We start from the raw sequence: 15,457 nt of genomic DNA, 5'->3' as shown, positions 1-15,457 counted from the left end.
ATCAGATACCCCAGAGAATCTGCACACCCCAGACGAAGTAAGCGAACATCGCAACGCCGCATACCGCCTGGAACAGGAAACGAATCGCAGTTGCCGACTTGCCGAACGCCATTGGCGTCAGGTAGTCGGTGGCAATGGTCCACATGCCGACCCAGGCGTGAGCGCCCAGGGCAACGAGGGCCAGCAGACTGAAGATCCGCATCGCGTTGTTGGAGAACAGACCGTGCCACTGGGCATAGTCGATACCTGGGTGGGCTACGACGTAACCGATCAGGAAGAGGAAGTAAGCCGCGAGAACGACCGCAGAGACGCGCTGTGCCATCCAGTCATAGAGGCCCGAACGCGACAGGTTCGTGACATTGGTTACCATACCCAAACTCCCACCAGAACGATCACCACCACGGAGATGACAATCACGATTTTCGAGCCCAGTTTGCCGCCTTCCAGCGTCTCACCGATGCCCATGTCCATGATCAGGTGGCGAACACCTGCCACCAGGTGATACAGCAGGGCGGACAGCAGGGCCCAGGTCACCAGTTTGGCCAGCGGACTGGTCAGACACGCCTTCACCTCACCGAAGCCTTCCTCGGAACCCAGGGACTTGCCCAATGCATAAAGCATGATGGCCAGGCCGAGGAACAGGATGACGCCGGAGATACGGTGCAGAATGGACGTGTACGCGGTGATCGGGAGCTTGATGGTCCTTAGGTCTAGGTTTACAGGTCGTTGGCTTTTCACGGCTTTTTTCACACTGAAGAGCCCCTAGCGAACAGGGCAAAGTTGTTGGTAAGTGTACTGGTCAGGTACCCACCACCCAGGGAACGGCGACCCCCAGCAGTTCGGGCTTGCAAGCCCCTGGCGGTCGGGTGCCGAGTATAGACAGTTAGGCTGCTTATGACAACGTGATGGGGTAGCCCAAATAGCGCATTGCCTTTAGCGAGCAAAAGGCGTAAATGGGCGACAATTTCGAGAAAAATCAGGCCTCAGGCCCCGTTTCAACCAGCCTTTAGGCAAATTGACATCTGAATTTATCCCTCTATAGTGGTGCGGGCCCTGCGTGGGGGGTCTGTCTGATGATTTCAAGCATTAATAGGAGGCCACATGGCTGACAAAAAAGCGCAGTTGGTCATCGAGGGCGCTGCCCCCGTCGAGCTGCCCATTTTAACCGGCACCGTTGGTCCTGATGTAATCGACGTCCGCGGGTTGGGGGCCACTGGTCACTTCACCTTCGACCCTGGTTTCATGGCGACTGCCTCGTGCGAGTCGAAGATCACCTACATCGACGGCGACAAGGGTATTCTGCTGCACCGCGGCTACCCGATCGAACAGCTCGCCGAACAATCGGACTACCTCGAAACCTGCTACCTGCTGCTCAACGGCGAACTGCCGAATGCCGAGCAGAAGGCCCAGTTCGTCAGCACCGTGAAAAACCACACCATGGTTCACGAGCAGCTGAAGTCCTTCTTCAACGGTTTCCGCCGCGACGCTCACCCAATGGCGGTGATGTGCGGTGTGGTCGGCGCCCTGTCGGCGTTCTACCACGACTCCCTGGACATCAATAACCCGCAACACCGCGAAATTTCCGCGGTGCGCCTGGTCGCCAAGATGCCGACCCTGGCCGCGATGGTTTACAAGTACTCCATGGGTCAGCCGATGATGTACCCGCGCAACGACCTGTCGTACGCGGAAAACTTCCTGCACATGATGTTCAACACCCCGTGCGAGATCAAACCGATCAGCCCGGTGCTGGCCAAGGCAATGGACCGGATCTTCATCCTCCACGCCGACCACGAGCAGAACGCCTCCACCTCCACCGTACGCCTGGCAGGCTCCTCGGGTGCCAACCCGTTCGCCTGTATCGCCGCCGGTATCGCCGCACTGTGGGGCCCTGCCCACGGCGGTGCGAACGAAGCCGTACTGACCATGCTCGATGAAATCGGCGATGTCTCGAACATCGACACCTTCATCGCCAAGGCCAAGGACAAGAACGATCCGTTCAAGCTCATGGGCTTCGGTCACCGCGTTTATAAAAACCGCGACCCACGCGCCACCGTGATGAAGCAGACCTGCGACGAAGTCCTGCGCGAGCTGGGCATCAAGAACGACCCGCAGCTGGAACTGGCCATGCGCCTGGAAGAGATCGCCCTCACCGATCCTTACTTCATCGAGCGCTCGCTGTACCCGAACGTCGACTTCTACTCGGGGATCATCCTCAAGGCAATCGGCATTCCGACCAGCATGTTCACCGTGATCTTCGCCCTGGCGCGTACCGTCGGCTGGATCTCGCACTGGAAAGAAATGCTCTCCAGCCCGTACAAGATTGGCCGCCCGCGCCAGCTGTACACCGGCGAGCAGAAGCGCGACATCGTCGCCCTGACCGACCGCAAGTAAGCTCCTCGAGCCGAACGCAAAAAGGCTGCCCTCGGGCAGCCTTTTTTATTTCCATCTTGCTCGAACCGATGCGGCGTCGCGGGAGCAATTGTCTTGCCTAAATTTTGAAAGTTTGCGCGATTACTGTGGGAGCGGGCTCGCCCCGCGAACACCGGCAAAGCCGGTGACATGCACCGCGCGGCCCCATTCGCGGGACAAGCCCGCTCCCACAAAGGCCGCAGCCCGCCTGAACTTCAGTTTTTCTCAGCCCGCTCACGCAACCCTTTCAGGGTATTGAACGGCGCATCGACCACGAACTTGTTGGCCACCATCGCCGGTACACTGCCGCCCGGCTCGGTGTGCACCTGGTAGGTCACTTCTGTCGTGTCACCCTTGGGCACCAACTTCCAGAAGCCCTCGACTTTCGCCACCCGTACGAACCCCTTCTCCTCCGGGAGATAGGTCGGCTCTTCCTTCAGGTTACGCGTCAGGCTTCCGTCCGCCTCCTTGACCGTGGTGATGTGCAGCACCGAGTCCCGCGGGGTGACTGGCCATGGCGTGTTGAACTGGGTGTAGGTCCAGCTTTGGTCACCTTCGTGCTTGAGCAGCTTCTGCGACTTGCACTCATGAATCCAGGCACACGCCCCGGCTACGTCCTCTTGCAGCGCCTCGACCTTGGCCAGCGGCGCCTTGATCACGGTAACGCCGCGGTAGGCCTTGTACTTGGAGCCCGCCACTTCACTGGTGGAAACCTTGATCCCCCCCTCGTCCTTGGCCACCTGCCAGTTCTCGGCCCAGGCAGCGGGCGCCAACAACACACCCATGCCACACAGCAGTGCAATACGCTTGAACGATCTCATCATCTTTATCCTTATTGTCGAAGATCCAGCCTGTCACGCCGCCGTCATCTGCTCCCACCAACCGAGAATCCTGATTGCCTCATCGCGATCACTGCCGCACACCTCGATGTCTGCCTTGAACCCACCGCACACCGCCGGCCGCTCGGGTTTGCCGAACAGGTCGCAGAGGTTGTCGACGGTCAGGTGCAGGCAGCGCTCGCCGGCTGGCTTGCCTTGGGGCATGCGCGGCATTGCAGAGCTGATGGACGGGGCGATGCAGCAAGCACCGCAACCCTCACGGCAATTCATGGCTTTTCACCAAAATCAGGTCTCCCTGGAGCAAAACGGGACGAACGTCCCCGGATAGTAACCGCTCAAACATGCGTTTGAAATTGCTGGCCCGATGAAATATGCCGTGACCCAGCAGTCAGTTGCCTGGCTATTGGCGGTACTCAAACTCGATTGCCGCCCCTTCCACATCGCGGCGGCTTTCATTGCGCAGTTGCAGCTGCATTTCGTTGCTGATCAAGCGGCCGTTGAGCTGGAACGGGCTTTCATCGCTCTGTGGCTTTTCAGTGAACATGGCCGGCAGCAAAGGTTTGCGTCGCGTGGCCGAACTGCCCACATTCGGCTCAAGGTCGTTGACCATGTCGACAGGCAAACTCAGGTCCAGCGCGGGCTTGGGCAACGGTGTAGCCACCGCCTTGCTGACCGGTTTGTGCGCCGTAAGCTTTTTGGCAGGCTTGGCAGCTTTGCCAGCCGCCTGTTTCGACACAGGCTTGGCCACCGGCTTTTTCACGGGTTTGGTTTGGGAAGCCTGCGCCTGGCCGGCAGGCTGCGCAGCCTGGGCGACGCCGCTGAAACAGCAGATCGGCACCAGGCAAAAACTCAGAGCGATACAGCGCAACAGTTTCATGGACATCGGCAGTCAGGCTGGAAAATGCATATGCTCCCTGTTCCGCCTGCGCCTGACAAGCCTACAAAAGTGAACCTGTAGTCTCTCTGCACAATTGCTGGGCTAAAAGCCCCAGGGTAATCACCGCCCGCTCGGCCTCTTTGTTCCACGGGATACCGCAGTTAAGCCGGATGCAGTGGTTGAATTGCTCGGTGTTACTGAAGATCAACCCCGGCGCGATACTGATGCCCTGCTCCAGCGCCCGCACATGCAGGTCCTGGGTATTGACCCGCCCCGGCAGGCTCACCCAGAGAATGAACCCGCCGGTAGGCCGGGTCATCTGCGTGCCTTCAGGAAAGTGCTGTTGCACCGCCAACTGGTAAGCACTGAGGTTCTTGCGGTACTCCTGGCGAATGTAGCGCAGGTGCCGGTCATAGCCGCCGTTTTCCAGGTAAGCGGCCACCCCCATCTGCGTCACGCTGCAGGCCGAATGGGTGGTGAAGGTCTGCAGGCGCTGGATTTCGTCCTGGTACCGCCCCGCCACCATCCAGCCGACCCGCACCCCCGGCGACAAGGTCTTGGAAAAGCTCGAGCAATAGATCACCCGGTCCAGCCGGTCGAACGCCTTCAGCGCCTTGGTCTTGCCTTGTTCGAACATCAATTCGCCATAGATGTCGTCTTCGACGATCTGGATATCGAAGTCCGAAGCCAGGCGCAGCAACTGTTTTTGCCGTTCTTCAGGGATGGTGCCGCCCAGCGGGTTGCTCAGGCGCGACGTCAGCACCAACGCCTTGATCGACCACTGGTTGGCGGCCAACTGCAAGGCTTCCAGGCTGATCCCGGTGGACGGGTCGCTTGGAATTTCGATCACTTTCAGGCCCAGCAGGTCAGCCAACTGCAGCAAACCGTAGTAAGTCGGCGACTCGGCGGCGATCAAGTCCCCCGGGCGGGTCAGCACGCGCAGCGACATCTGCAAGGCATCGACGCAGCCATGGGTCACGATGATTTCACGCGGATCGACCAGCACACCGGCATCGCGCATGCGGATGGCGATCTGTCGGCGCAGCGGCTCGAAGCCTGGGCTGAACATGTAACTGAACGCACGTGGGCTATGGAAGCGGGTCACTTTGGCAATCTGCTGATGCAGGGCGCGCACCGGCAGGTAATCCACATGAGGCACTGCAGCACCGAACGGAAACACGCCGTCGCGGCGCGCTTCGGTCAACACCTGCTGAATGATGCTGGCCCGGGTCACCAGGCCAGGGCGCTCTACCCGGGCGATATCCGGTGTTTGCGCGGTCAAGGCTGGGGTCTGGTGAACGTAGTAGCCCGACTGCGGGCGCGCGCGGATCAGCCCCTGGTCTTCAAGATTGGCATAGGCCTGCAGCACCGTGGCGTGGCTGACATTGAGCTGGGCGCTCATCTTGCGCACGGAGGGCACGCGCTCACCCGGCTGGTAGACACCGCGGCGGATGTCCTCGGCCAGTTGCTGGGCGATACGCTGGTAAAGCAGCAGGTTGGTCATGGCGATATCTCGACGCGCGGACGGGCTCGTTATTGTTGTGCGACTCACTGACGGTAGAGAATACCGTAACAGTTGCGAAGTGTACTGGGACAGATTGCAGAATAGCCAACACTACAGTCGCGTGACAGTACCCCAGCGCAGGAACTCACCCACTCACCGATAATCGGTGTAGGAGCAGCCTTGTGCTGCGAAGAGGCCGGTAATAACAGCACAATTCTCTAGGGCTGCTACCGGCCTCTTCGCAGCACAAGGCTGCTCCTACAAGGGTCGGGTATCAACGCGCGGGGGCGAGCTTGCCTTTGTCGTCAGAAAAGACGATTTCTACCCGGCGATTCTGCGCCCTGCCCCGCTCCGAAGCATTGGCTTCGATCGGGTACTGGTCACCATAGCCTTCAACCTGCAGACGCTTTTCGTCGATGCCCAGGTCCACCAGCATGTCAGCCACCGCCTGCGCACGATCACGCGAGAGCTTCAGGTTGTCTTCCGAGGCGCCGGTGCTGTCGGTGTAACCCTCGATACGCACCACACGGCGCGGGTTGAGCTGGAGGAACTGCACCAGTTTGAGCACCGTACGGCTGGCCGAATTCTTCAGGTCGGCACGCCCGGTATCGAACAGCACATCGCCCAACGTCATCACCAGGCCACGGTCCGTCTGCTCCGAAGCCAATGCGGCAATCTGCGACTCGACCCACTTGCCTTGCTGCTGCACGCTGGCAAGCTTCGCTTCACGCAGCGCCAATTGTAGGCGTTGGCGCTCCAGGTCGAGCTTGGCCAGGCGCTCCTGGTTCAATGCAAGCTTGGCATGTTCGCTGGCAATTTCGCTGTAGCGCTGGCTCAGGTAGGCGTAGTGGCGCACATCGGTACCGGTGCCGATATAACTCGACAGGCGCTCGGCCCGCGCCAGCGATTCACCGGCACGAATCACATCGCGCGGCGCACTGCGCAGCACGTCGGAGTCGTCTTTTACCTTCTGGAAGGTGGCACTGGCTTCATCCAGCGCCGCCTCGCTGCGATGGCTGGCGCACCCGTGCAAGCCTGCCGTCAACGCCAGCAACACCAGCGCCGTCATGGGTGTATGGCGCATCATGGCTGCACCTCCAGCTGTTTGCGCAGGCGCGTAACCCGCGATTGCAGCACTTGCAGCTGCTCTTCACTCTTCTGGTTCAGCACCTGGGCCTCGGCCAGGCGTGCATCCAGCTCGGCCTGCTCGGCACGCATGCGCGCATCGCGAAAATCTTCGGTAAGCATGTTGGTCTTGGCCCGGGCCAGCTTGTCTTCGGCCAGCTTCAGCGCCTCGACCTGCTCGGTGGCGCCAACGGCCTTGGCCTGTTCCAGCGCCTGCTCGGAAATGCGCAGTTGCTCGTTCGGCGCCGGGTCGTTGGCGCAACCCGCCAGGCCGAGCATGGCCAGAGCAAGGAATAGTGGTTGGATTCTCACGCAATCTTCCTAATGTTTGGGGGCGTCCAGCGGCACCTGCATCTGCGCCTTCCAGCGCTCGACATTTCGTTGCAGCACAGCCTCGGACGCACCGGAGATCGGCAATTCTGTCAGTTTTTTCGCCAATTGCCCACGTAACCAGCTGTCATTGCACGCCGAGTTGTGCGACACGGCCAGGTACAGCCCTGGGCGATCGACTGGCAGGCCGCGGGCAATCAGGTCGTTGCTCATGCCCAGGCTCTGGGTCATGGCCATGCCGGAATAGCGCCCGGCGAGCACATAGTCCACCTGCCCCAGCACCAGTTTCTGGAATGCCTGGGTCAGGTTTTGCGCAGGCTGCAACTTCAGGTGGGCTTTGGCGAACGCTTCAAAGGCCGGCGTGAGACGCGCGCGCTCAGACAAACTGCCCTGGTACTTGGCCAGGTCTGCCGGGCCATCGAAGGCCAGCTCGGCGTCATGCCGCGTCCAGACCAGGTATTCGTTCAACTGCAACGGCGGGTGGATGTAGTCCAGTGCGGTCAGCTGGCCGACCTGCAGGGGCGTATCGAGCAGCAGGTCCATTCGCCCACTGCGCACTTCCTCCAGCGCCTGATCGCGTCGCCCAGCACTCAGCACGTCCACCTTCACACCCAGCTCACTGGCCACCTGCTGCAACAGGTCGACATTGGCGCCGATCAGGTGCTTGGGGTCTTTCGGGTCCTGCCAGGAATACGGGGGCGCATCGGGGCTGCCGGTCGCGACCAAACGTTCGCACTTGCCTGCCGCCATCGCGCCGGGCGCCAGCAACGCCGCCATGCATGCCAGCACCCCGCCTGCTTTACGCAGCACCATTGCTCACTCCTTGTATTGCTTGGCCCGGCCCATCAGGTACACGCCGCACCTGTAGGAGCAGCCTTGTGCTGCGAAAGGGCCGGCATGACCAACAAATTTTTGTGGCTGTGACTGCCTCTTCGCAGCACAAGGCTGCTCCGACAGGAACCGCGACAAGCACTGCATCGGAAAAGGCCATAAAAAAACCCGGCCCTCAATACGAGGGCCGGGCTTCTTTATAAGTGAAGCAGGCGGATCAGACCAGCTTTTCCAGCTCCGGAACCGCTTCGAACAGGTCAGCGACCAGGCCGTAGTCGGCCACCTGGAAGATCGGCGCTTCTTCGTCCTTGTTGATCGCAACGATCACTTTGGAGTCTTTCATGCCGGCCAGGTGTTGAATCGCGCCGGAGATACCGACGGCGATGTACAGCTGCGGTGCGACGATCTTGCCGGTCTGGCCGACCTGCATGTCGTTCGGCACAAAGCCTGCGTCGACTGCGGCGCGCGAGGCACCGACGGCTGCGCCGAGCTTGTCAGCCAGGCTATACAGGTGCTTGAAGTTGTCACCGTTGCCCATGCCACGGCCGCCGGAAACGACGATCTTGGCAGCGGTCAGCTCTGGGCGGTCGGACTTGGCCAGCTCTTCACCGACGAAGGTGGAGATACCGGCGTTGTGCGCAGCGCCAACAGTTTCGACAGCAGCGGAACCGCCTTCTGCAGCAACGGCGTCAAAACCGGTGGTACGCACGGTGATGACCTTGACCGCAGCGCTCGATTGCACGGTGGCAATGGCGTTACCGGCATAGATCGGGCGCTTGAAGGTGTCGGCCGATTCAACCGAGATGATCTCGGAGATCTGGTCGACGTCCAGCAGTGCGGCGACGCGCGGCAGGATGTTCTTGCCGTTGGTGGTGGCCGGGGCCAGCACGTGGCTGTAACCCTTTGCCAGCTCGACGATCAGCGGCGCGACGTTTTCTGGCAGGACGTGGGCGTAGGCTGCGTTGTCAGCAACCAGTACCTTGGCAACACCCGCGATCTTGGCAGCAGATTCGGCAACGCCGCCGACGTTCTGGCCAGCGACCAGCACGTGCACATCGCCACCGATCTTGGCGGCTGCGGCGACAGTGTTCAGGGTGGACGGGGCTACAGCACCGTTCTCGTATTCAGCGACAACCAGGATAGTCATTTAGATTACCTTCGCTTCGTTCTTCAGCTTCTCGACCAGTTCGGCCACCGACTTGACCTTGATACCTGCGCTGCGTGCAGCCGGCGCTTCGACTTTCAGGGTCTTGTTGGTGGAAGCGAGCGATACGCCCAGCGCGTCTGGCGTAACGGTCTCCAGCGGCTTCTTCTTGGCCTTCATGATGTTCGGCAGCGACGCGTAGCGCGGCTCGTTCAGGCGCAGGTCGGTGGTGACGATCGCTGGCAGGCTCAGCGATACGGTCTGCAAGCCGCCATCGATTTCACGGGTGACGTTCAGCTTGTCGCCAGCGACTTCAACCTTGGAGGCGAAGGTGCCTTGGGCGTAGCCGGTCAGCGCAGCCAGCATCTGGCCGGTCTGGTTGTTGTCGCTGTCGATGGCCTGCTTGCCGAGAATGACCAGCTGTGGCTGCTCTTTGTCGACAACGGCTTTCAGCGCTTTGGCCACGGCCAGCGAATTCAGCTCATCAGCGGCTTCGACCAGAATGGCACGATCGGCACCCAGTGCCAGCGCAGTACGCAGCTGCTCCTGGGCAGTGGTCGGGCCGACGGAAACGACGACGATCTCGGTCGCAACGCCCTTCTCTTTCAGGCGTACGGCTTCCTCAACGGCGATTTCGCAGAAGGGGTTCATGGACATCTTGACGTTTGCAAGGTCGACGCCGGAGTTGTCCGCTTTGACGCGAACCTTGACGTTGTAGTCGACCACTCGTTTGACAGCTACAAGAACCTTCATGGATTCCTCGTTACTCTCCGGTGAATAGAAAGTCGCCTGGGGACATGCCCGGCGATGCGCGTGGGTACAAGGGCACCTCTAAAAACGTACCGGGAGAAGCAAACTTCAAGGTGACCGAGCAGTCTTGTCGCGACGCTTGCGGCAAATACCCGCGGGTCATTTTCTGTGGTGGCGTGTAAACTCCACTACATACCGTGAATTGGCCCGAAAGCCTTACTCCACACCTGGTCTTTAGAGGTGTACCTGCGCCCGGCGGTAAGCCTACGGCGAACGTAAAACCGCTCGTATCTTGACCGCAACACCCAATCCGGTCAATACGGCAAATCGGTCACCCTCCAGCCGTACGCCTGTGATTTTACTGGCCTGCGGCAAATTCAAACAAACGTTTGTATTGGACCCGCCAAGTGGTGTAGATATAATGCGCGGCCAAGACAAAACGGTGTAGTCCATCCTCTGCGCTGCTACAGCTCCGCTCCCGTGAAGCGCGGTGCGCATGATCACCCCACACCCATAAGACAAAGCAACAGCACGAGCCTTGATGAGTAGGAGAGAACCAGTGGAACGCGAATACATGGAATTCGACGTGGTCATCGTCGGCGCCGGCCCGGCGGGGCTGTCCGCCGCCTGCCGCCTGAAGCAGAAGGCCGCCGAAGCCGGTAGCGAGATCAGCGTCTGCGTGGTCGAAAAAGGCTCCGAAGTCGGTGCGCACATCCTCTCCGGCGCGGTGTTCGAGCCGCGCGCACTGAACGAACTGTTCCCTGACTGGAAGGCACTCGGCGCGCCGCTGAACACCGAGGTCAAGCGCGACGATATCTATGTGCTGAAGGATGCAGGCAGCTCGACCAAGGTCCCCGACCTGTTCGTGCCCAAGACCATGCACAACCACGGCAACTACATCATCTCCCTGGGCAACCTGTGCCGCTGGCTGGCCCAGCAGGCCGAAAACCTGGGCGTTGAAATCTACCCAGGCTTCGCTGCCCAGGAAGCGCTGTTCGATGAAAACGGCGTGGTGCGTGGCATCGTCACCGGCGACCTGGGTGTCGACCGCGAAGGCAACCCGAAAGACGGCCTGTACACCCCTGGCATGGAACTGCGCGCCAAGTACACGCTGTTCGCCGAAGGTTGCCGCGGCCATATCGGCAAGCAGCTGATCAAGCGCTTCAACCTCGACAGCGAGTCCGACGTCCAGCACTACGGCATCGGCCTCAAAGAAATTTGGGAAATCGACCCAAGCAAGCACGAGCAGGGCCTGGTGGTGCACACCGCAGGCTGGCCGCTGGACGTGATGAGCGCCGAAAACACCGGTGGTTCGTTCCTCTATCACCTGGAAAACAACCAGGTGGTGGTGGGCCTGATCGTCGACCTGTCCTACAGCAATGCCTACCTGTCGCCGTTCGATGAGTTCCAGCGCCTCAAGCACCACCCGGTGATGAAGCAGTACCTTGAAGGCGGCAAGCGCATCAGCTACGGCGCCCGCGCCTTGGCCAAAGGCGGCATCAACTCACTGCCGAAGATGGTCTTCAACGGCGGTGCGCTGATCGGTTGCGATTTGGGCACCATGAACGTGGCCAAGATCAAGGGCAGCCACACGGCGATGAAGTCCGGCATGCTTGCCGCTGAAGCCGTTGCCGACGCCTTGATCGCCGGTAGCGAGGGCGGCGACCAGCTCAATGGCTACGTCACCGCGTTCAAGGCCAGCTGGCTCCACGAAGAATTGTTCGCCAGCCGTAACTTTGGCCCAGCCATGCACAAGTTCGGCCCACTGCTCGGTGCGGCATTCAACTATGTTGACCAGAACTGGTTCGGCGGCAAGCTGCCCTTCACGCTGCACGACACCAAGCCGGATTATGCCTGCCTCAAGCTCGCAGCCGACTCGAAAAAGATCGACTACCCGAAACCGGACGGCAAGCTCAGCTTCGACAAGCTCAGCTCGGTATTCCTCTCCAGCACCAACCATGAAGAGGAACAACCCTGCCACCTGAAGCTGACCGACCCGAACATCCCGATCGCCAGCAACCTGCCGCTGTACGACGAGCCGGCCCAGCGTTACTGCCCTGCCGGCGTGTACGAAGTGGTCAGCCAGGATGACGGCAGCAAGCGCTTCCAGATCAACGCGCAAAACTGCGTGCACTGCAAGACCTGCGACATCAAGGACCCCGCCCAGAACATCACCTGGGTAACCCCTGAAGGCGCCGGCGGGCCGAACTACCCGAACATGTAAGGCCCCCTGCCCTTGCGGCACTAAAAAGCCCCCGCCTCGTCAGAGCCGGGGGCTTTTTGCTGCCTACCCGCATCAGGCAGTGCGTACTTCTTCGAACAGTTCCGGGTGGCGATCCAGCAGTTTGAACAGCTTGACCAACGCCACGGGTGGCCTGGTTTTACCGTTTTCGTAACGGGAGAACGCATTGACGCCACCCCCGAAAATCTCCCCTGCTTCACGCTGGTCGAGATCGAATTTCTTGCGCACTGAGACGATGAAACCCGGGTCGACCGCCGCAGCGTTGACCTGGCGATTGAACGCCGACATCAGGTCACTGATGCGCAAAGCTTCATCATGGCTCAGCACTGCCTCACCACAGGCAGCACAGTAGTCGCCACTGACATTCGGAATAAGGGTCGCTTCACCCTTGTATCGATAGGGCATGTCCTGAGTGTCGGGCGCAAGCTCCGCACCGCAGCAGATTGGACATCTCATGGTTACATCTCCTTGAAAGACACGATGAGAACGTCGTCCACCACAGACAGTTTGAGGTACACGTACCCCTTGACCGTAAGCGGACGATAAACATCCTGCCAAACGCGATGATCAACGTAGCTGGTCATGCTTTTGTAAAAGTCTCTGCGCTCCAAGCCATTGATGACATCGAGCATATCCGGGTATTCCATCCCCAGTGCCTGGGCGTCTCGCAACGAGGCGGTAGTCGGGCTGATACGTCCAGCACTTACCAATCCCCTTATCCGCTGCAGCGGACAGTGAGGCGTTCTCTTTTCCATGAGAAATTAACCTTCCAGGTTAAATTTGGCTAATAGGTTATTCCAATAGCCCCCACCCGGAAGTCTGCCTCACCACCTGCCAGCCGCTACTGGCTCATTTGTCACCGCACATGATTGGCATGGGCTCCGCCGCAAACGCCAAGGGCTCGCGACGCCCGAAGTACAGGGCAGTGAGCAGCCCCACCATGCCCATGATCAGACAAAATCCGACACACACCCATGGGCTCCACGGCATCAAGGCGATCAGCGCCAGCGGCGTGGTGCTGGCCCACAGGGCATAGGCGACGTTATAGGTGAAGGAAATGCCCGACACCCGAATCTGCGCAGGGAACAGCCCGACCATCACCGACGGCACCACGCCCACCACGCCACAGCACAGCCCTGCCACGGCATAAGCCAGCCACGTTGCGCCCCACTGGCCCACTAGGCTTGCATACAACACACCGATGCCCAGCGGCAGCAGCAGGCTGTAGATCATCAGGGCACGCCAGGCGCCCAGGCGATCGACCAGCAGGCCGGCCAGCACACAACCGATATTAAGGAAGACAATGCCCGCACTGCTGAGGGCAAAGGTGTGCCCGGCAGTCATGCCAAAACGCTGTTGCATCACCGTCGGCGTAATCACCACCAGCACCACCACCGCCGACGTCAGCACACAGGTCAGCAGCGCCGCTGGGATCAGCGCCCGGCGATGCTCGCCCAGCACGCGCCGCAGCGGAAACGCCACCGGCTGCTCCTGGCGCTCGCGCAGGGCCAGGAACACGGGCGTTTCACTGAGCCACCGGCGCAGCCACACGCCTATCACGCCAAACACCCCACCCAGCAGGAAGGGGTAGCGCCAGGCATGGTCGAGAATTTCTTCGGGGGTGAACACCTGCGCCAGCAGCGTGGCCGTCAGTGCGCCCAGCAAGTAACCGAAGGTAAGCCCAGCCTGCAAGAAGCCCAGGGCATAGCCCCGTCGCCCAGGTGGCGCATGCTCGGCGACGAACGTCCAGGCACTGGGCACCTCGCCGCCGACAGCCGCCCCCTGCAGAATGCGCAGCGCCAGCAGGATCAACGGCGCGGCATAGCCGATATCGGCGTACGTCGGCATCACACCGATCAGCAGGCACGGCAGGGCCATCATCAGGATGCTCAGGCTGAACACCCGCTTGCGCCCCAGATGATCGGCGAAATGCGCCATCAGGATACCGCCCAGTGGCCGCGCCAGGTAACCGGTGACGAAGATCCCGAAGCTTTGCAGCAAGCGCAGCCATTCAGGCATTTCTGGCGGGAAAAATAGCTTGCTGAGGGTCAGGGCGAAGAACACGAAGATGATGAAATCGTAGATTTCCAGCGCGCCACCCAGTGCCGCCAGGCCCAAGGTCCGGTGGTCGCCACGGCTGAACCGTGGCGGGCGAGCGGTATCGATGGCAGTCATGGCAGAGTCCGCAGATCGGCAAAGGGCAAGAGGATAGCAAATAGCTGCCCCCTTGCCCCGCCCACATCGGCGCTAGCGGCTGAAGACCGTGTGCGCGAAGTTCACCCGCGGGCGCGGGTGCAGCGCGCTGGCGGGCACGGCAGCTGGCAGGGGCAGCTTGCCGACCAAAAGCGGCGCATCGATGATCGCCATGAACGATTCCAGTGCCTCGTTATCGGGCGCTTGCGGCAGGCTCACGCTCACGGATTGGCGCTCGGTTTGCGGCACCGAAGGCACTTGCAACTGCTGGGAGTGGTAAAGCAGGGCGTGCTGGATTTGCGTACTCACCCGGCAGAAACGCGCCAGGTCGACGCCGACGTGGCTGGCCAGTTCGATGTTGCCAAGCAACAGATGAAAGGGCTGCAAGGCAGATTGCACCAGGCGTTGCAGCTCCTCGAAGCTGTCCACGGGCGCAATCCGGTAGTAGCCCAGGCCATTGAGCAACTTTTCCAGCTGCAAGCGCTGGCTGGGGTGCTCGTCGGCGATGAGGATGCGCAGGGTCTTGTTTGCCATTTTCGGACCTGGGCAGTTAGGTAAAAAGGGACACTCCCTGACCATACTGCGCCAGTAACGGCAATCGCCAAAGCTTTGCCTGGCTGGGGTCTACCTAGATAGTTGTCGGGAAACCTGCATAAATCAAGTCGATGCTTGACGGAATTTTCATTCCTCTTTCACCAGACTTTCAGGATTCCCACTCGCGCATGCGCACACGGCAGTGCTTCATGGCATTGACGATGTGCTTTTCCACCACACTGCGTGACACCCCCAGGTGCTCGGCAATCTGCTGATGCGACAGGCCATCGAGCTTGCGCAACAGGAAGCAGTCGCGGCAGACCTTTCCCAGCTCATCCAGGGCGCGCTGCATCAATGCCAGGCGCTGATCGAGCTGCATGTCATGGGTGGGCGCCGGGCTGTGCCAACGCTCGTCGCTGTCGAGCACCTCCAGTGGCTCGGCCTGGCGAACCTGATGCCGCCGGTGACGGTCGACCACCAGGTTGAGCGCGGTACGGTACAGAAAGGCACGCGGGTGCTCGATCCGTTCCGCATCGGTACGCTCCAGCACCCGCAGATAAGCATCGTGCGCAACGTCTTCGGCCGCCTGACGACTGCCCAGGCGCGCTGAAAGGAAGCCCACCAGTTCGCGATAGTAATGTTCCACGACGTTACCTGAGAGGGCCCTGCTGCTTTTTCT

The 15,457-nt window shown here is 60.6% G+C and carries 18 protein-coding genes; 2 read left to right on the top strand and 16 right to left on the bottom strand.

The features are described 5' to 3' along the window. Position 1 precedes the first annotated feature (1 nt). Positions 2 to 370, bottom strand: coding sequence for a succinate dehydrogenase, hydrophobic membrane anchor protein (gene sdhD / locus GIB19_RS23260; protein WP_027592876.1), 369 nt, complete (start codon positions 368 to 370; stop codon positions 2 to 4). Continuing rightward, positions 364 to 750, bottom strand: coding sequence for a succinate dehydrogenase, cytochrome b556 subunit (gene sdhC, locus GIB19_RS23255; protein WP_077068487.1), 387 nt, complete (start codon positions 748 to 750; stop codon positions 364 to 366). The genes sdhD and sdhC overlap by 7 nt, the downstream gene beginning before the upstream one ends. A gap of 351 nt (positions 751 to 1,101) precedes the next feature. Between sdhC and gltA the strand changes: the two genes are divergently transcribed. After that, positions 1,102 to 2,391: a citrate synthase gene (gene gltA, locus GIB19_RS23250; RefSeq protein ID WP_027592878.1), complete on the top strand. Its 1,290-nt coding sequence runs from the start codon at positions 1,102 to 1,104 to the stop codon at positions 2,389 to 2,391. A gap of 233 nt (positions 2,392 to 2,624) precedes the next feature. Here gltA and GIB19_RS23245 read toward each other — a convergent pair whose 3' ends face one another. The 9 genes from GIB19_RS23245 to GIB19_RS23205 form a co-directional block, all read right to left on the bottom strand. Continuing rightward, positions 2,625 to 3,230: an START domain-containing protein gene (locus GIB19_RS23245; RefSeq protein WP_274888173.1), complete on the bottom strand. Its 606-nt coding sequence runs from the start codon at positions 3,228 to 3,230 to the stop codon at positions 2,625 to 2,627. Positions 3,231 to 3,263: 33 nt separating this feature from the next. Beyond that, the gene (locus GIB19_RS23240; RefSeq protein ID WP_027592880.1) at positions 3,264 to 3,518 is read right to left on the bottom strand and encodes a YkgJ family cysteine cluster protein; all 255 of its coding nucleotides are present in this window, start codon (positions 3,516 to 3,518) and stop codon (positions 3,264 to 3,266) included. Between the two features lie 130 nt (positions 3,519 to 3,648). After that, positions 3,649 to 4,125, bottom strand: a complete 477-nt coding sequence (locus GIB19_RS23235; protein WP_274888201.1) for a hypothetical protein — start codon at positions 4,123 to 4,125, stop codon at positions 3,649 to 3,651. 61 nt (positions 4,126 to 4,186) lie between these two features. Continuing rightward, positions 4,187 to 5,629 (bottom strand): aminotransferase-like domain-containing protein, encoded by a 1,443-nt coding sequence (locus GIB19_RS23230; protein WP_027592882.1) that lies wholly within the window; start codon positions 5,627 to 5,629, stop codon positions 4,187 to 4,189. Between the two features lie 274 nt (positions 5,630 to 5,903). Beyond that, the gene (locus GIB19_RS23225) at positions 5,904 to 6,716 is read right to left on the bottom strand and encodes an OmpA family protein (RefSeq protein ID WP_099428719.1); all 813 of its coding nucleotides are present in this window, start codon (positions 6,714 to 6,716) and stop codon (positions 5,904 to 5,906) included. Further along, a complete protein-coding gene (locus GIB19_RS23220; RefSeq protein WP_027592884.1) occupies positions 6,713 to 7,066 on the bottom strand; it encodes a DUF4398 domain-containing protein in 354 nt (117 codons plus the stop codon). The genes GIB19_RS23225 and GIB19_RS23220 overlap by 4 nt, the downstream gene beginning before the upstream one ends. 9 nt (positions 7,067 to 7,075) lie before the next feature. Further along, the gene (locus tag GIB19_RS23215) at positions 7,076 to 7,897 is read right to left on the bottom strand and encodes a substrate-binding periplasmic protein (protein WP_099428718.1); all 822 of its coding nucleotides are present in this window, start codon (positions 7,895 to 7,897) and stop codon (positions 7,076 to 7,078) included. 235 nt (positions 7,898 to 8,132) lie between these two features. Next, positions 8,133 to 9,062, bottom strand: a complete 930-nt coding sequence (locus GIB19_RS23210; protein WP_027592886.1) for an electron transfer flavoprotein subunit alpha/FixB family protein — start codon at positions 9,060 to 9,062, stop codon at positions 8,133 to 8,135. Continuing rightward, positions 9,063 to 9,812: an electron transfer flavoprotein subunit beta/FixA family protein gene (locus tag GIB19_RS23205; RefSeq protein WP_027592887.1), complete on the bottom strand. Its 750-nt coding sequence runs from the start codon at positions 9,810 to 9,812 to the stop codon at positions 9,063 to 9,065. Positions 9,813 to 10,350: 538 nt separating this feature from the next. Between GIB19_RS23205 and GIB19_RS23200 the strand changes: the two genes are divergently transcribed. Continuing rightward, a complete protein-coding gene (locus GIB19_RS23200) occupies positions 10,351 to 12,033 on the top strand; it encodes an electron transfer flavoprotein-ubiquinone oxidoreductase (RefSeq protein ID WP_274888165.1) in 1,683 nt (560 codons plus the stop codon). Between the two features lie 72 nt (positions 12,034 to 12,105). Here the strand turns inward: GIB19_RS23200 and GIB19_RS23195 are convergent, their stop codons facing one another. From GIB19_RS23195 to GIB19_RS23175, 5 genes are all read right to left on the bottom strand, one after another. Continuing rightward, positions 12,106 to 12,507, bottom strand: a complete 402-nt coding sequence (locus GIB19_RS23195; RefSeq protein WP_274888163.1) for a type II toxin-antitoxin system MqsA family antitoxin — start codon at positions 12,505 to 12,507, stop codon at positions 12,106 to 12,108. A 2-nt stretch (positions 12,508 to 12,509) separates the two neighbouring features. Then, positions 12,510 to 12,806: a type II toxin-antitoxin system MqsR family toxin gene (locus GIB19_RS23190; protein ID WP_274888161.1), complete on the bottom strand. Its 297-nt coding sequence runs from the start codon at positions 12,804 to 12,806 to the stop codon at positions 12,510 to 12,512. 94 nt (positions 12,807 to 12,900) lie between these two features. Further along, positions 12,901 to 14,226 carry an MFS transporter gene (locus GIB19_RS23185; protein ID WP_099454840.1) on the bottom strand — a complete coding sequence of 442 codons (1,326 nt, stop codon included), beginning with the start codon at positions 14,224 to 14,226 and terminating at the stop codon, positions 12,901 to 12,903. 72 nt (positions 14,227 to 14,298) lie between these two features. Beyond that, on the bottom strand, positions 14,299 to 14,778 hold the full coding sequence (locus GIB19_RS23180) for a response regulator (protein ID WP_027592892.1): 480 nt from the start codon (positions 14,776 to 14,778) through the stop codon (positions 14,299 to 14,301). A gap of 169 nt (positions 14,779 to 14,947) precedes the next feature. After that, complete coding sequence (locus GIB19_RS23175) at positions 14,948 to 15,424, bottom strand: sigma-70 family RNA polymerase sigma factor (RefSeq protein ID WP_027592893.1); 477 nt, start codon at positions 15,422 to 15,424, stop codon at positions 14,948 to 14,950. Between the last annotated feature and the right edge of the window lie 33 nt (positions 15,425 to 15,457).

It is taken from the genome of Pseudomonas sp. ITEM 17296 (assembly GCF_028895205.1).
In the GTDB taxonomy this organism is placed as follows: Bacteria; Pseudomonadota; Gammaproteobacteria; order Pseudomonadales; family Pseudomonadaceae; genus Aquipseudomonas; species Aquipseudomonas kermanshahensis.
The sequence above is the reverse complement of the archived record's forward strand: the minus strand, read 5'-3'. Positions and strand labels throughout refer to the sequence as shown.

What these genes read in the sequence shown, in the direction of transcription:
- sdhD (WP_027592876.1), bottom strand. Translation starts at nt 370, where the DNA reads ATGGTAACCAATGTCACGAACCTGTCGCGTTCGGGCCTCTATGACTGG.
- gltA (WP_027592878.1), top strand. Translation starts at nt 1,102, where the DNA reads ATGGCTGACAAAAAAGCGCAGTTGGTCATCGAGGGCGCTGCCCCCGTC.
- GIB19_RS23245 (WP_274888173.1), bottom strand. Translation starts at nt 3,230, where the DNA reads ATGAGATCGTTCAAGCGTATTGCACTGCTGTGTGGCATGGGTGTGTTG.
- GIB19_RS23240 (WP_027592880.1), bottom strand. Translation starts at nt 3,518, where the DNA reads ATGAATTGCCGTGAGGGTTGCGGTGCTTGCTGCATCGCCCCGTCCATC.
- GIB19_RS23235 (WP_274888201.1), bottom strand. Translation starts at nt 4,125, where the DNA reads ATGAAACTGTTGCGCTGTATCGCTCTGAGTTTTTGCCTGGTGCCGATC.
- GIB19_RS23230 (WP_027592882.1), bottom strand. Translation starts at nt 5,629, where the DNA reads ATGACCAACCTGCTGCTTTACCAGCGTATCGCCCAGCAACTGGCCGAG.
- GIB19_RS23225 (WP_099428719.1), bottom strand. Translation starts at nt 6,716, where the DNA reads ATGATGCGCCATACACCCATGACGGCGCTGGTGTTGCTGGCGTTGACG.
- GIB19_RS23215 (WP_099428718.1), bottom strand. Translation starts at nt 7,897, where the DNA reads ATGGTGCTGCGTAAAGCAGGCGGGGTGCTGGCATGCATGGCGGCGTTG.
- GIB19_RS23210 (WP_027592886.1), bottom strand. Translation starts at nt 9,062, where the DNA reads ATGACTATCCTGGTTGTCGCTGAATACGAGAACGGTGCTGTAGCCCCG.
- GIB19_RS23205 (WP_027592887.1), bottom strand. Translation starts at nt 9,812, where the DNA reads ATGAAGGTTCTTGTAGCTGTCAAACGAGTGGTCGACTACAACGTCAAG.
- GIB19_RS23200 (WP_274888165.1), top strand. Translation starts at nt 10,351, where the DNA reads ATGAGTAGGAGAGAACCAGTGGAACGCGAATACATGGAATTCGACGTG.
- GIB19_RS23195 (WP_274888163.1), bottom strand. Translation starts at nt 12,507, where the DNA reads ATGAGATGTCCAATCTGCTGCGGTGCGGAGCTTGCGCCCGACACTCAG.
- GIB19_RS23190 (WP_274888161.1), bottom strand. Translation starts at nt 12,806, where the DNA reads ATGGAAAAGAGAACGCCTCACTGTCCGCTGCAGCGGATAAGGGGATTG.
- GIB19_RS23185 (WP_099454840.1), bottom strand. Translation starts at nt 14,226, where the DNA reads ATGACTGCCATCGATACCGCTCGCCCGCCACGGTTCAGCCGTGGCGAC.
- GIB19_RS23180 (WP_027592892.1), bottom strand. Translation starts at nt 14,778, where the DNA reads ATGGCAAACAAGACCCTGCGCATCCTCATCGCCGACGAGCACCCCAGC.